Source organism: Agrobacterium sp. NPDC090283 (assembly GCF_044769685.1).
Classification (GTDB): domain Bacteria; phylum Pseudomonadota; class Alphaproteobacteria; order Rhizobiales; family Rhizobiaceae; genus Agrobacterium.
Genome location: NZ_JBIVYG010000003.1, coordinates 338,746 through 352,879 on the forward strand (window position 1 = coordinate 338,746; position 14,134 = coordinate 352,879).

The 14,134-nt window shown below is 60.2% G+C and carries 12 protein-coding genes; 9 read left to right on the top strand and 3 right to left on the bottom strand.

Translation table 11 applies throughout. The features are described from left to right. Positions 1–54 precede the first annotated feature (54 nt). The 4 genes from ACIQUH_RS07105 (at position 55) to ACIQUH_RS07120 (ending at position 3,591) form a co-directional block, all read left to right on the top strand. Positions 55–960, top strand: a complete 906-nt coding sequence (locus ACIQUH_RS07105; protein WP_400813375.1) for an AraC family transcriptional regulator N-terminal domain-containing protein — start codon at positions 55–57, stop codon at positions 958–960. A 392-nt stretch (positions 961–1,352) separates the two neighbouring features. Next, a complete protein-coding gene (locus ACIQUH_RS07110; protein WP_003507581.1) occupies positions 1,353–2,006 on the top strand; it encodes a TetR/AcrR family transcriptional regulator in 654 nt (217 codons plus the stop codon). A gap of 49 nt (positions 2,007–2,055) precedes the next feature. Further along, positions 2,056–3,075 (top strand): ketol-acid reductoisomerase, encoded by a 1,020-nt coding sequence (ilvC, locus tag ACIQUH_RS07115; protein ID WP_046798127.1) that lies wholly within the window; start codon positions 2,056–2,058, stop codon positions 3,073–3,075. A gap of 132 nt (positions 3,076–3,207) precedes the next feature. Next, positions 3,208–3,591 (top strand): YybH family protein, encoded by a 384-nt coding sequence (locus tag ACIQUH_RS07120; RefSeq protein ID WP_400813376.1) that lies wholly within the window; start codon positions 3,208–3,210, stop codon positions 3,589–3,591. Between the two features lie 70 nt (positions 3,592–3,661). On the opposite strand, the gene ACIQUH_RS07125 is transcribed toward ACIQUH_RS07120, so the two are convergent. Beyond that, complete coding sequence (locus ACIQUH_RS07125; protein WP_400813377.1) at positions 3,662–4,693, bottom strand: endonuclease/exonuclease/phosphatase family protein; 1,032 nt, start codon at positions 4,691–4,693, stop codon at positions 3,662–3,664. Between the two features lie 109 nt (positions 4,694–4,802). Beyond that, positions 4,803–5,255, bottom strand: a complete 453-nt coding sequence (locus ACIQUH_RS07130; protein WP_400813378.1) for an RbsD/FucU family protein — start codon at positions 5,253–5,255, stop codon at positions 4,803–4,805. 273 nt (positions 5,256–5,528) lie between these two features. On the opposite strand from ACIQUH_RS07130, the gene ACIQUH_RS07135 reads away from it, so the two are divergent. From ACIQUH_RS07135 to ACIQUH_RS07155, 5 genes are all read left to right on the top strand, one after another. After that, the gene (locus tag ACIQUH_RS07135) at positions 5,529–6,773 is read left to right on the top strand and encodes a PLP-dependent aminotransferase family protein (RefSeq protein WP_400813379.1); all 1,245 of its coding nucleotides are present in this window, start codon (positions 5,529–5,531) and stop codon (positions 6,771–6,773) included. Between the two features lie 335 nt (positions 6,774–7,108). After that, positions 7,109–8,092 (top strand): ABC transporter substrate-binding protein, encoded by a 984-nt coding sequence (locus ACIQUH_RS07140; RefSeq protein ID WP_400813380.1) that lies wholly within the window; start codon positions 7,109–7,111, stop codon positions 8,090–8,092. Positions 8,093–8,101: 9 nt separating this feature from the next. Beyond that, positions 8,102–9,796 (top strand): ABC transporter permease, encoded by a 1,695-nt coding sequence (locus tag ACIQUH_RS07145; RefSeq protein WP_400813382.1) that lies wholly within the window; start codon positions 8,102–8,104, stop codon positions 9,794–9,796. Next, the gene (locus ACIQUH_RS07150; RefSeq protein ID WP_400813384.1) at positions 9,784–10,812 is read left to right on the top strand and encodes an ABC transporter ATP-binding protein; all 1,029 of its coding nucleotides are present in this window, start codon (positions 9,784–9,786) and stop codon (positions 10,810–10,812) included. Before ACIQUH_RS07145 ends, ACIQUH_RS07150 begins: the two co-directional genes overlap by 13 nt. A 272-nt stretch (positions 10,813–11,084) precedes the next feature. Next, entirely contained in the window at positions 11,085–12,194 is a 1,110-nt protein-coding gene (locus ACIQUH_RS07155) for an endonuclease/exonuclease/phosphatase family protein (protein WP_400813386.1), read from the top strand. Positions 12,195–12,225: 31 nt separating this feature from the next. On the opposite strand, the gene ACIQUH_RS07160 is transcribed toward ACIQUH_RS07155, so the two are convergent. After that, positions 12,226–13,965: a GGDEF domain-containing protein gene (locus ACIQUH_RS07160; RefSeq protein WP_400813387.1), complete on the bottom strand. Its 1,740-nt coding sequence runs from the start codon at positions 13,963–13,965 to the stop codon at positions 12,226–12,228. Positions 13,966–14,134: the final 169 nt, after the last annotated feature.

Below are 14,134 nucleotides of genomic sequence, written 5' to 3' on the forward strand. Positions count from 1 at the left end.
TATAAATAAGAGACATCCAATATGTCTCTTCCTTCAGCCAGGGGATTTTCCCTCATGTCCTTGCCGTTCAATGTCTATCAGGAGATCGCCTCCATCGCCGCGCGGCACGCCACCCAGGACGGGGAGGTGCGGACGGCGATCGAATCCCTCGGCATCAGTCGGCGCACGATCCCCAGCGCGCCGTGCCACGGCAGTTACCGTCCCTCGCTCGCACTCGTGATCCAGGGCTCGAAAAGCGTTCAGCTGGGCACGGACACCATCAATTATGGCGCCGGCGACTATCTCCTGACGTCACTCGATCTGCCGGTTGCCTGGCGGGTGGTGGAGGCGAGCAGGGAGGTGCCGCACTTCTGCATCGCCCTTGCCATAGACAGTGAAAAGCTGCTCGATCTCATGAGCCGCGTACCGATCGATCCACCTTCGGATCCGGCGAATGGGCAACGCGGCATCGTCGTTAACAAGGCCACACCGGAGCTTCTCGATGCGGCCATCCGGCTTCTGCGCTTGCTCGATCGTCCAGCCGACATCGCCGCCATGGCGCCGCTGATCGAGCAGGAAATCCTCTATCGCATCCTGACCGGACCGGCCGGCGGGCAGCTGATGAACATCATTGCGGCCGGCAGCCAGGGCAACCGCATTGCCCGCGCCATTGCGTGGCTGCGCGAGAATTTCGCGCGCCAGCTGCGCATCGAAGACCTTGCCGAGCATATCGGCATGAGCGTTTCGTCCTTCCATCATCATTTCAAGACGATCACGGCGATGACGCCGGTGCAGTACCAGAAGCAGCTGCGGCTGCATGAGGCGCGCCGGTTGATGCTTGCGGAAAGGCTGGATGCGGGCACGGCGGGCCATCGTGTCGGTTACCAGAGCCCGTCGCAGTTCAGCCGCGAATATAGCCGGTTTTATGGACTGTCGCCGTCGCGTGATATTGATGCTTCGCGTGAGATGGCGGCGGGGTAGATGTCCATTCAAGGCGGAGCGGTGGCGCGTGGGGCTTACCCCCCTCTGCCCTGCCGGGCATCTCCCCCACAAGGAGGGAGATCGGCAAGCAGCTTTGGCCCTGCTTCATTCTCTGTCCTCGAGATGGGCGAAGCGTAGCGGCATATCGATCTCCCCACCTGTGGGGGAGATGCCCGGCAGGGCAGAGGGGGGTAAGCCCCACGCGCCATCGCTCCGTTATCAACGCACAACCGCCTAAAGAACCCCACCACGCTTCCATCCCCAATACGCGGCAGCGCGTCAATTATTCCCATCCCCCGAAGAATCCGCTTGACCCCAACGCTGCCTCCGCTTAAATGGCGCTCGAACCGTACCGTACGGTACATTAATCGAGCCCCTGGAGTGGAAAAGACTTGGCTTCCGACCCGATCACAGCGCAGGAATTTTCGCCGCGCCAGAACGCCGTTCTGGATCAGGCATTGCGTCTATTGGTCGAGGGCGGCGAGAAAGCGCTCACCACATCGGGGCTGGCGCGCGCCGCCAACTGTTCGAAAGAAAGCCTCTACAAGTGGTTCGGTGATCGCGATGGCCTGCTGGCGGCGATGATCACTTTCCAGCAGAGCAAGGTCCGCACCTTCGAGAAGGCCGGCGACCGCGTCTCCGCGCCGCAGCTTGCCGATCACCTTGAGGTTTTCGCGCATGATCTGCTGGACGTGCTGGCGGGCGACGTATCGCTGGCGCTCAACCGTCTGGCGATCGGGCAGGCGAGCCGGGATGGCTCGAAGCTCGGCGATCTGCTGCTCGAACGCGGCCGTCGTCAGATCGACCGTCGGGCGCGTGGACTGATCGAAGCGGGTCGCCGTTCCGGCTATCTGCGTTTCGATGACGCCGAGGAGGCGTATCGCAGTTTTTACGGTCTCATCGTCTCGGATCTGCATGTGCGCATGCTGCTGGGCGAGGCACCGGACAAGGATTTTTCCGCCCGGGCAAAGAAGGCGGTCGTCGCCTTTCTGACGCTCTACGGGACGGAAAAGGTACATTCGGAACTCAGCGGCAAACCCGCCTGAGATTCCGGTTCAGACAACTGAGAGACAAGCATTAGGGAAGGACCATAAAATGCGCGTTTATTATGATCGTGATGCCGATCTCAATCTCATCAAGTCCAAGAATGTCGTCATCGTCGGTTACGGCTCCCAGGGCCGCGCCCATGCGCTGAACCTCAAGGATTCCGGCGCCAAGAACGTCGTCATCGCCCTGAAGGCCGGTTCGCCGACCGTCAAGAAGGCCGAAGCCGACGGCTTCAAGGTCATGACCGTTGCCGAAGCCGCCAAGTGGGGCGACCTCCTGATGATGGCGACGCCTGACGAATTGCAGGCCGACATCTACAAGGCCGACATCGCCGGCAACATCCGTGATGGCGCAGCAATCGCTTTTGCACACGGCCTCAACGTTCACTTCGGTCTCATCGAGCCGAAGGCTTCGCTCGACGTCGTCATGATCGCACCGAAGGGCCCCGGCCATACGGTTCGCGGCGAATACCAGAAGGGCGGCGGCGTTCCCTGCCTCGTTGCCGTTCACCAGAACGCTTCCGGCAACGCGCTTGAACTCGCTCTCTCCTACGCCTGCGGCGTTGGCGGCGGCCGTTCGGGCATCATCGAAACCAACTTCAAGGAAGAGTGCGAAACCGACCTCTTCGGCGAACAGGTCGTTCTGTGCGGCGGTCTCGTCGAACTGATCCGCGCCGGTTTCGAAACTCTGGTCGAAGCCGGTTACGCACCGGAAATGGCCTATTTCGAGTGCCTGCACGAAGTGAAGCTGATCGTCGACCTGATCTATGAAGGCGGCATCGCCAACATGAACTACTCGATCTCCAACACGGCCGAGTGGGGCGAATACGTCACCGGTCCGCGCATCATCACCGCCGACACCAAGGCTGAAATGAAGCGCGTCCTGCACGACATCCAGACCGGCAAGTTCACCTCCGAGTGGATGCAGGAATGGAAGGCCGGCGGCGCACGCTTCAAGGGCATTCGTCGCAACAACGACGCCCACCAGATCGAAGAAGTCGGCGCCAAGCTGCGCGGCATGATGCCCTGGATCGGCAAGAACAAGCTGGTCGACAAGGCCGTCAACTAAGCTTGAATTATTGCTGCAATGCGATAGAAAAGCCGGGGAGTTTCCCCCGGCTTTTTTTGTTTTAATAAGTCAATATTTCGGGATGAAAGAAGTCGTATTTTTTATTCTTTTCGCAAGTGAGGATATTCTTTTATGCTTCAGACGCATCCTGTGATCGCGCTTGAGTTGGCTGCTCTTGAGCGCTGGTGTAACGGTGACCCGTCCGGTTTTCTTGAGCTTTCGGCGGACGATGTTGTTTATTTCGACCCCTACCTACCGCAAAGGCTTGATGGTCTTGAGAAACTCACGGAATATTATGAGGGAATCCGCGGCAAGATTTTTGCTCCCCGCCACGAAATGATTGAACCGCATGTGACTGAAATAGGTGACGCGGCCGTTCTTACATTCCGTTTCAACTCCTACAGCGGTAGCGAGGGGAAAGAAATGCGCTGGAACTGTACGGAAGTTTATCGCCGCCAGAATGAGGGCTGGCGGATCGTTCAGTCTCACTGGTCGTTCACCGCCCCGATCAAGTAAGGTATTCTTGGCAGGAAGGCCGGAGCGAAAGCCCCGGCCTTTTTTGTTTTCGATGCCGGCTTATTGCCGATCACACGACGGTGTCGTCTTCCTCGACAACGACCGAAACGGGGAAATGATCGGAAAAGCCGCCGAGATTGACGTTTTTGACCGCATCGCCTTTCGACAGGCCGAAGCGGATCGGTCCTTCGTTCTTGCTGTGGCTGACCATGGCGGCGATGGCTTCCACCTTCGCGGTTTCCTCGCGCACCTTGAAGCCGCTGCCGCCGCTCAGAAGCGATTTGGAAACAAGGATCTGGTCGAAGATGTTGGCGTCTCCGTTGAAATAAAGCGTGCCGTAGATCGTTCTTGCCGAACCGACTGAATCCACCACCGGCTGGCGCAGATAGTTCCAGGCGAGATTGTAGAACATGGCCGATTGCGAGTTTTCGACATCGTCGCGCTCGCGGGTGGAATTGGCGTGATAGCGGAGCGAAGCGTCGGAAGGATCATCGTTGAAATCACCGAAGGCGATGACGGCGATATCGTTTCCTTTTTCTTCCCGGATACGCTGGTGCCAGTAGCCCAGCGTTTCGCCGGCGGTCATGCGGAAACCGGCGCTTTCCACCGCGCCGCCCGAGCGTGACGGCCAGTGATTGGAGAGCGCGATAAGCTGGCGGCCGCCCTTGGTGATGAAGGTGCATTGCGTAATGTCGCGCGTGCCGGTGCGGCGCATCACGAAATGGCTGAAAATCTCGTTTTCGTTGATCAGCAGCTTTTCGCTGTCATAGATGAAGGCGGTATCGATGCCGCGCTGATCCTTGCTGGAATCGGCGTGCACGACACGATAGGAGCGCGCGGGCATGAGGTCGTTCAGATGTTCCGCCAGCGTTTCCAGAACGAAACGGTTCTCGACTTCGCAGACACCGAGCAGATCCGGTCCCGCGCCGCCGATCTGGCTTATGATCAGGCCGAGCTGTTTGACCTTGGTTTTGAACAGGTCCTCGGTCCAGCCTTTCAGGTCGTTCTTCAGCCGCTCGGCAATCCACGGCTCGCGCGCCGGATAACCCTCCGGCGCAAACAGGTTTTCGACATTCCAGAACGCCAGGACATATTGGGTCATGATCCGCACACCTCCGGTTGGTTTTTTCAAGCCTAGTGGAAGTTTTTGCCATAACAACTTGAAATTGTCATGAAGGTGGGCGGGCGGCGCAATTTTCCCGTCTTCGGCCTTACGTGGCTGGCGGGATGACGCCCTTCGTCAGGAGGAAGCAACCATAAAACCGGGTTTCGCCCGTCGTGATGACGCAATAGGCTTGTTTGGCTTTTTCGTAGAAGGCGAAACGCTCGATGCCATACATGGGGGCGGATTTTCCTTCCGCCGCGTCGATTTCCTTCTGCACCTCGGCCTGCACCGGCTCCAGCTGATCGGGCGCGCCCATCACTTCCATGCGGCCGACGGAAGGCTGCAGCGGCGTGTCGAGCGGCAGGACGGAGAGGATGGCTTTCATGGCGCGGGCGGCGGAGACGTTGTCGATATGCAGCACCTTGCCGACGGTCGTCTGGCGGGCCACCGAATCGGAAGGGAAGTTGGTGTCGGAGATCACCAGCGTATCGCCGTGACCCATGGCGCGCAGCGCGTGCAGGACATCGGCATTCAGCGCCGGGTCGATATTTTTCAGCATGTCGTCAAACTCCCGTGATGCTTTCGCCGTGTTGCGGCGCGCGCGCAATGCAGCCGGAAAACCATGCGGCGTCAATCGCAAAGGTGTGATTGTGAAGCTTTGCGCAAGGGTGTATTTGGCTTTGTCCGTAAAATCCGGCTCCAAGGCGGGCCGGCTGCGGGCAATGTGCAGGGAGGCAGAAATAATTCGAAAAACTGATAAGTCAGTATTGCTGACGTATCGACATTTCTGTAAAGATGCACGCATAAAAACGACACAAGAGGAAACGTACCCATGCTTGATTGGGAACAAATTTTCGCCACGCGCTCTTCGCGCATGAAAGCGTCTGAAATCCGCGAGTTGCTGAAGCTGCTCGAGCAACCCGATATCATCTCCTTTGCCGGTGGCATTCCGGACCCGGCTCTTTTCCCCGCAGAGGAATTCCAGCAGGCTTACGCGGAAATTTTTTCGGGTTCGCAGGTCAACGCGGCGCTGCAATATTCTGTCAGCGAGGGTTACAAGCCGCTGCGCGAATGGCTGGCAGGCGAAATGGCCGAGATCGGCATTGATTGCACCGCCGACAACGTCTTCATCGTTTCCGGTTCGCAGCAGGGTCTCGATTATCTTGGCAAGCTGTTCCTGTCGCCGAAGGATACGGCGCTGGTGACCTGGCCGACCTATCTCGGTGCGCTTTCCGCCTTCAACGCCTACGAGCCCAATTACGACCAGCTGAACCCCCGCGGCAACCGCACGCCCGAGGCCTATCGTGAGACGGCCGCCAAGCTTGGCGGCGCGGTGAAGTTTGCCTATCTCTCTGCCGATTTCTCCAATCCGACCGGCGAAACCGTCGATCTGGCCGGCCGCGAAAAGGTTCTGGCGCTGGCCGATGAGCTCGATATCGCCGTCATCGAAGACGCTGCCTATCAGTCGCTGCGTTACGATGGCGAGGCTGTTCCGCCGATCATGGCGCTCGACATCGCCCGCTCCGGCGGCATCGAGAACACCCGCACCATCTATTGCGGCAGCTTTTCGAAGACGCTCGCCCCCGGCCTTCGCGTCGGTTACATCGTTGCGTCCGCACCTGTTATCCGCAAGCTGGTGCTGATGAAGCAGGCCGCCGATCTGCATTCCTCGACCATCAACCAGATCGCCATCGAACGGGTCGCCTCGCGCGGCTTCGATGAACAGGTCGCCAAGATCAAGGCTGCCTATAGCGCGCGCCGCGATGCGATGCTGGCCGCGCTCGACAAATATATGCCGAAGGGCACGCGCTGGACGAAACCGGAAGGCGGCATGTTCATCTGGGTGACGCTGCCTGAGGGCATGGATGGGGCCGCACTGCTGGCGAAATCCATCGCCACGGAAAAGGTCGCCTTCGTTCCCGGCCGTGCCTTCTTCGCGGATGGCTCCGGTACGAATACGCTGCGCATCAGCTTCTCCTGCGCCAACGAGGCGATGATTGAAGAGGGCATGAAACGGCTTGGCCGGTTGATTGCGACGGCGCAGGCGGAAACGGGCGAGGCGATCGCGGCGATTTGAGGGGGCTGGCGATGAGGCCTTGAAAGGTGGAGGGTGTGGCTTACCCCCCTCTGCCCTGCCGGGCATCTCCCCCTCAAGGGGGGAGATCAGCAAGACGCTCTACCGTTACTCCCCTCTCAAGCGTCGAGATGGGCGAGGCCTAGCCACAGATCGATCTCCCCCCTTGAGGGGGAGATGCCCGGTAGGGCAGAGGGGGGTAAACCGCGAGTGCTGAGGGGCAATGTTACTCTCAATCCTGACGGCCCCAAGAGATCACACCTCAAAAATCCTGCCTGTCACATACATGTTATGCAATCATGTTTAAGCGGTCCCACCGAACAACAGGGACTGGACCCATGAAAACGCTGCTTTCCGCTTTCACCGCCGTCGTATCGCTCGGCTTCATCGCCACCGCCGCCAATGCCGCCGATCTGGTGCTTTACACCAGCCAGCCGAACGAGGACGCGCAGGCGACCGTTGATGGTTTCAAGGCCGCCAATCCCGGTCTCGAGGTTGAATGGGTGCGTGACGGAACGCCGAAGATCATGGCCAAGCTGATGGCCGAGATCAATGCCGGCAATCCGGTTGCCGACGTGCTTCTGATCGCCGATACGGTAACGCTGGAGCGCATGAAGCAGGCCGGCCAGTTGCTGGCCCACAAGTCTGCCGAAGCCAAGAATATCGATGCCTCGCTTTATGATGCGGATGGCTATTATTACTCCACCAAGCTCATCACGACAGGCATCATGTACAATACCGCCGCCGCGATGAAGCCGACGAGCTGGAAGGATCTGGCGAAGGCCGAGGCCAAGGGTCTCGTGACCATGCCGAGCCCGCTCACCTCGGGTGCTGCGCTGATCCATGCACAGACGCTTGCCGCCGCAAACGGCCTCGGCTGGGACTATTACAAGCAGCTGAAGGCCAATGAAGCCATTGCCGGTGGCGGCAACGGCGCGGTTCTGAAGTCCGTCGCTTCGGGCGAAAAGGCTTATGGCGTCGTCGTTGACTACATGCCGATCCGCGAAAAGGCCAAGGGCGCGCCGGTCGAGTTCGTTTTCCCGGAAGAGGGCGTTTCGGCCGTCACCGAGCCGGTTGCGATTATCAAGGGCACCAAGCACGAGGAAGCGGCCAAGAAGTTCGTCGATTACGTGCTGTCCGAAAAGGGCCAGCAGGGCTTCGTCAAGCTCGGTTACATCCCCGTGCGCGCCGATGCCGGCATGCCGGAAGGCTTCCCGGCCCGCGACAAGATCAAGGTTCTGCCGCTTAGCGCCGCCGATGCGCTGAAGAACTCCGAACAGGACCTGAAGACATTCTCCGATATTTTCGGCTCCAAGGGCTGATATAGCGGCATGTCCCGTTCAAATGCCTATGGAAGCAGCCAGCCGCGCTGGCTGTTTCCTTTTGTGGTAAGTGTCGTTTTTGCACTCAGCGCCCTGCCGCTCGGGCGTCTCGCCTATACCGGCATCATTTCGTCACTGAATGGTGACATATGGCGGCTTCTGGCCGATCCCGCTCTCTGGGATGCGGCGCTGAACACGCTCTCCACCTCGTTTTTCGGCATGCTGATTTCGCTTGTCATCGGCGGCGCCTTCGCGCTTGCACTGACGCTGTGCGACATACGCGGCAAGTCGATCCTGAGCTTCCTGTTCATGCTGCCGATGATGATCCCGCCGCAGGTGACGGCGCTGTCGTGGATCGGCATGACCGGCCCGTCGAGTACGCTTTTGAAGGCCATCGGCCTTGCGCCGGCGATGGGCTCGCCGCAGCCGCTTTATTCGATTGCGGGCATCGCGCTTCTGCTCGGCGTGCAGCACGCGCCGCTTGTCTATCTGTCGCTACGCGCCGGGCTGCTTGCCCTGCCGCAGGATGGCATCGAGGCCGCCAAGCTTTCCGGTGCATCACCGCACCGCGTGCTGTTCGATATCATCCTGCCGCTTTCGACGCCGGGATTGATCGCCGGGGCGGCGATCTCCTTCGTCTCCAGTGTCGGCAATTTCGGCATTCCGGCGATCCTCGGCATTCCGGCCTCGATCTTTACCCTGCCGACGCTGATCTACAGCCGTTTTGCCAGTTTCGGCACCAGCACATTCGGCGATATCGCCATTCTCTCCACCATGATTGCCATCATTTCCGTGGCCGGGCTTGCGCTTCAGGAGCGGGCGATGAAGGGCAGGGACTATCGCATCATCGGCCTTTCCGGCAAGGCGGCGACCTTCCGGCTTGGGCTTTGGCGGGTGCCGGCGGAGCTTGTTCTGTGGCTCGTGCTGTTCTTCATGCTGGTGGCGCCGCTGACGGCACTGGTGGCAAGCTCGCTCGCCCCCGCCTATGGCGTGCCGCTCAGCCTCAAGACGGCGACCCTGCACGCCTATGAGGAGCTGCTTTACCGGCAGAGCGTGACGCGCACCGCTTTCCGCAATTCGCTGTTTCTGGCGACAGCCACGTCGCTTTGCCTGCTGGCGGTGACGGTGCTGACGGCCTATTTCCTGGTGCGCGGCAAGAGCCGCTTCATGTTCCTGCTCTCGGCGCTGGTGGATATTCCCTATGCGCTGCCGGGCGTGGTGATTTCCGTGTCCTTCGTGCTGCTCTTTGCGGCCCCCATCCCGCTGCTGGGCGTGACGCTCTACGGCACGATCTGGATCATATTGCTTGCCTATTTCTCTTCTTTCTTCGCCGTCAGCCTCAAACCCATGGTCAGCGCCTTCCTGCAATTCGATCCGTCGCTGGAAGAGGCGGCAAGGCTCTCCGGCGCCGGTTTCTGGCGGCGGCTGAAAGATATCATCCTGCCGCTGGTCGGGCCTGCGGCGGGTGCTTCGGTCATTCTCGTTTTCCTCATCGCCTGCAATGAGCTGACGGTCTCGGCGCTCCTCTGGTCCGCCGGCACCCAGACGCTCGGCGTGCTCATCTACAATCTCGATGACAGCGGCAGTTTCGATCTCGCCTCGGCGCTTTCGGTGCTTGTCGTCATCATGGTGATTATCCTCATGGCTCTGCTCGAAATTCTGGGGCGCTATCTGCCGAAAGGAGTCGTCCCTTGGCGAAACTGATCCTCAACCGCCTGTCGAAAAGTTTCGGGGCAGGTTCCAAGCCCGCCGTGGACGACGTGTCGCTCACCGTGCGTGACGGTGGTTTCCTGGCGCTGCTCGGCCCTTCCGGCTGCGGCAAGACGACGGTGCTGCGCATGATCGCCGGTTTCGAACAGCCGACCGATGGTTCCATCCTGCTTGGCGAGCGAGTGCTGGCCGATGCCGGCAGCATGGTGCCGCCGGAGCGGCGCAACATGGCGATGGTGTTCCAGTCCTATGCGCTCTGGCCGCATATGTCGGTGGCCGATAATGCCGGTTATCCCTTGAAGGTGCGCGGTATTTCGGGGGAGAAATATCGCGAAAAGGTGCGTCAGGCGCTTGCCGCCGTCCGCCTCGAGAGCTTTGCCGACCGCCGTCCTGCCGAACTCTCCGGCGGCCAGCGTCAGCGCGTGGCGCTTGCCCGCTGCCTCGTTACCGAGCCGGACGTGGTGCTGCTCGACGAGCCGCTCGCCAATCTCGACCGGCATCTTCGCCAGGAGATGGAGGAGACGTTCCGCGAGTTCCACATCCGCTCCGGTGCGACGATGATCTATGTCACCCATGACCAGGCCGAAGCCATGGCGCTTGCAACCGACGTTGCCGTCATGTCGCATGGCAAGCTGCTGCAGGTCGCGCCGCCGGCGGAGCTTTATGCGCGGCCGGAAGGCAGGCTGGTCGGTTCGCTGGTGGGGCAGGGGGCAATCGTGGCCTTGCCCGTGCCGGAAGGGACTTCGCGCGATCTCGACTGGATGGGGCTTCGGGCAGCGATGGAGAGCGGCAGGCAATTGCCGCAGGCGGATATTCTCGTGCGGCCGCAGGATGTGGTGCGGGATGCGGATGGCATCGCCTGCACCGTCACCTCGGTTCTTTATGAGGGCGAACGGTATGCTCTGCGTCTCGACCTGCCGGACGGGCAGGCGCTCAGGGCCTATTCGCGCGAGGCGGTTGATGTCGGAGACCGTCTGCCGGTGGCTATTCGTGCGGGCTGGCGGCTTTAAGGTGAAAAAGGATGCCTCCCTCATCCCTGTGCTCGTCACAGGGATCCAGCCAGCCCAAGTCCTTGGGCTGAAAGGAGTCTTTCCGCCGCGCAGACGCGCGTCGGCTGGATTCCTGTGACAAGCACAGGAATGAGGTGGGGGAGCATCGGCACGCGGCTCACCAAAACCGGCGTCGCGCTTCGGCTAGTCTGGTCCAGCCGCGGCATGCCCCAAGCCACTGGCGAGGTCGAACGGGAGCGGCTAAGCTTTCGCAGCAGCAATAGGATTGATTCATGTCGCTTCGGCTCGCCACCTTCAATATCGAAAATCTCCTCACCCGTTTCGATTTCACCGGCTTTCGCAACCAGACGCGGCGCGACAGGGCGATCCAGCTTTTCGATATCAGGGACGAGGCAACCTATCAGGCGCTGGAAAGCGCGCGGATGGTATCTTCCACCGACGATACCCGCCAGCTTTCGGCACTCGCCATTGCCGATGCCGACGCCGATATTCTCTGCCTGCAGGAAGTCGACAACATGGCCGCGCTGCAGGCCTTCGAATATGGCTATCTCTACCGCATGGTCGGCAATGGCTATCTGCAGAAATATCTGGTCGAGGGCAATGACAGCCGCGGCATCGATGTTGCCGTCGTCATGCGCGAGGAGACGCGCGACGGCGACAAGATCGAGGTGGTCGACATCAAGAGCCATGCGGCGCTGACCTATCGCAATCTCGATCTCTTCAATCCCGCACTCGCCGCGACAAACCAGATCGACGACAAGATTTTCAAACGGGATTGCCTGGAAATCGACCTCCGGATCGGCGGTAAACCACTGACGCTTTATGTCACGCATTTCAAATCCATGACCAATGCCCGCGATGCGGTGGATGCACGCATCGCCACCATGCCGATCCGCGAGGCGGAGGCCATGGCCGTGCGCCGCATCATCGAAAACCGCTGGGGTGTCGGCAATACCCGCAACAAGAATTTCGCGATCTGCGGTGATTTGAACGATTATCAGGAGCGCGTGGCAATTTCCGGCGACAGGCGCAGCGGTTATAGCTTCGCCCCCCTTGAGGAGGAGCGCAGTGCGCTCGATATCTTCACGGCCGATGGTTTCGTGGTCAATCCGATGATGCGCCGCGACGTCATGGATCGCTGGACGCTTTATCACTCCCGCGGGCCGCAGGAACAGCATCTGTGCCAGCTCGACTATATCTGGCTGTCACCGCGTCTGGCGGAAACGAACGCCACGCATGTGCCTGAAATCATTCGCAATGGACAACCTTTCCGCACGGTTTTCCCGCCGGGGCAGGCGGTTGAACGTTATCCCCGCACCGGTTGGGATCGCCCGAAGGCTTCCGATCATTGCCCCGTGGTGATGACGCTGGATTTGATCTAGGCAAGGCAAAGTCCGGAGCCGGCGATGTCACTCAGCCGTTCGCGACCTTGGGAAAATAGGTTGCCCAGACCCGGTTGCGGCCGGCGCGCTTGGCCTCGTAGAGCCGGTCGTCGGCGATGGCGATCAACTCGTCCCAGCTGTTGATTGCGCGCGCTTCCTGCCAGACGACGCCGAAACTTGCCGTCAGTGACAGGCCGCTGTGTTCATCGATGGTCTGGGCTTCGATCAGGCGGCGAAGGCGGTCGGCGGTGGCCGTTGCCGTGGCGTGGCTGACATCCTGCAGCACGACGACGAATTCCTCGCCGCCATATCGGGCAAGAATGTCCTCTTTGCGCAATGCGCCTTTCAAAAGGCTCGCTGTCTTCTGCAGAGCAAGGTCGCCCATGGCGTGGCCGTATCGGTCGTTGATCGACTTGAAGTGGTCGATATCGACAATCATCACGCCAAGCGCCTGACATTGTTCGCTGCCGCTCAGAATGGCACGGACGGCCTTTTCCAGGGCACGGCGATTGAAGACGCCGGTCAAGGCGTCGGTTTCGGAGAGCGTGCGCAGCTGCTCGGCCAGCGCGCGCTGCTGGTCTTCCATTTCTCCTTTCTGGCGGAGTTGCTCGCGCAGGAAATCAAGTTCCTGGAACATCTTCTTCACTTCCGGAGCCACGCCGTCCTTATGGTCTGCTTCGGAAAGATCGCCCGCAGCTATCGCGGCGATCTGTGTCCGGACAGATTGCATGGGCTGGAACAGCGCCGTCTTGTAGACGGATGTCAGGCGCAGCAAGACCAAAACGGCAATGAAAGCGATCAAGAGAGACGCACCGCCATAAATGAGCGCCTCCTGCTGGTTTCTTTCGATTCTCGCCCGGGTTTCGGCGAGAATGAGGTCGCGCAGCTTGTCTGATGACCGCATGCCTTGAATGTAGCTTTCGGAAAACTCACGCGCGCTCGGGCGTGCGGACGGCACGACGATGGCAATCGTATTTTGCGCATAGCGAAGCGCCTGGCCGAAATAATAGGCTTCAAACTCGCGAAATGCGGCGTCCAGACGCGGGGTAGACAGATAGGCGGCGGTATAGTTCCACAATGAAGATTTCACCAGCAGCAGGCTTTGCATTTCGGTGTCGAACTTTGCGCGATAGCTTAGTCTATCCTGCCTGTTTGCCTGCATGCTCATGATCACATAGGAGCCGAGGCGGCCGATCCTGTCGCGCATCACGCCGGCGGTGCCGGTCATGGCGATGTCGATCGCCACATCCGGCGTCTTCGTTATGATGGCACGTGCGGCCTTGCCCCGAAGCAGGTTGACGCTGTCCGCCGCCTTGAACATCGATTGTATGGCGTTGGCCATGGCGCTGTAGCTGCGCGCGTCAGGTGAAAGGGCCGCAACCTCGTCCACCGCCTGTCGCGATTGCGCGAGCTTCAGGCGGGTTTCGGCAAGCGATTTCTCCAACCCGGGCTGCGTTTTGATTTCCTCCGCGAATGAGGTTTCGACCTGGGACAGCTTGTCGTCCGTCGCCCTGCGCGCTGCGGCGAGGGCTTCGACCAGCCTTGCGTCCGCGGAAGACGCCGCCATCAGATTGTTGGCAGGACCGCGCTCGGCCGAGACCAGCCAGGCGGACTGGAGTGCGGTTTCAAAGCGGCCAAGCTGCTGCGCGTTCGTGCGGTAGCGCAGATAGTTGGAGACGCTGGGCAGCGCGGCAAGAGTGGCCAGCAGGAGGGAGCTTACGGCGATGATGATTGTGCCGGTCAGCTGGATTTTCTGTATGCTTGCGCGCATCTGATGCGTTATTCTCGCTGGAATGGTTATGGTTCATGGCCATTTTAGCTTCGCCGCGTAAATACTTCGCTTATTTTGTGGGCCTTCTGCTTTAATAGTGGCCATGCGGACGAGCGGACGGGCACGGTGTGGAAAAGAAGCCGGCTGACGGCCCGCAGACAGTTTTTGC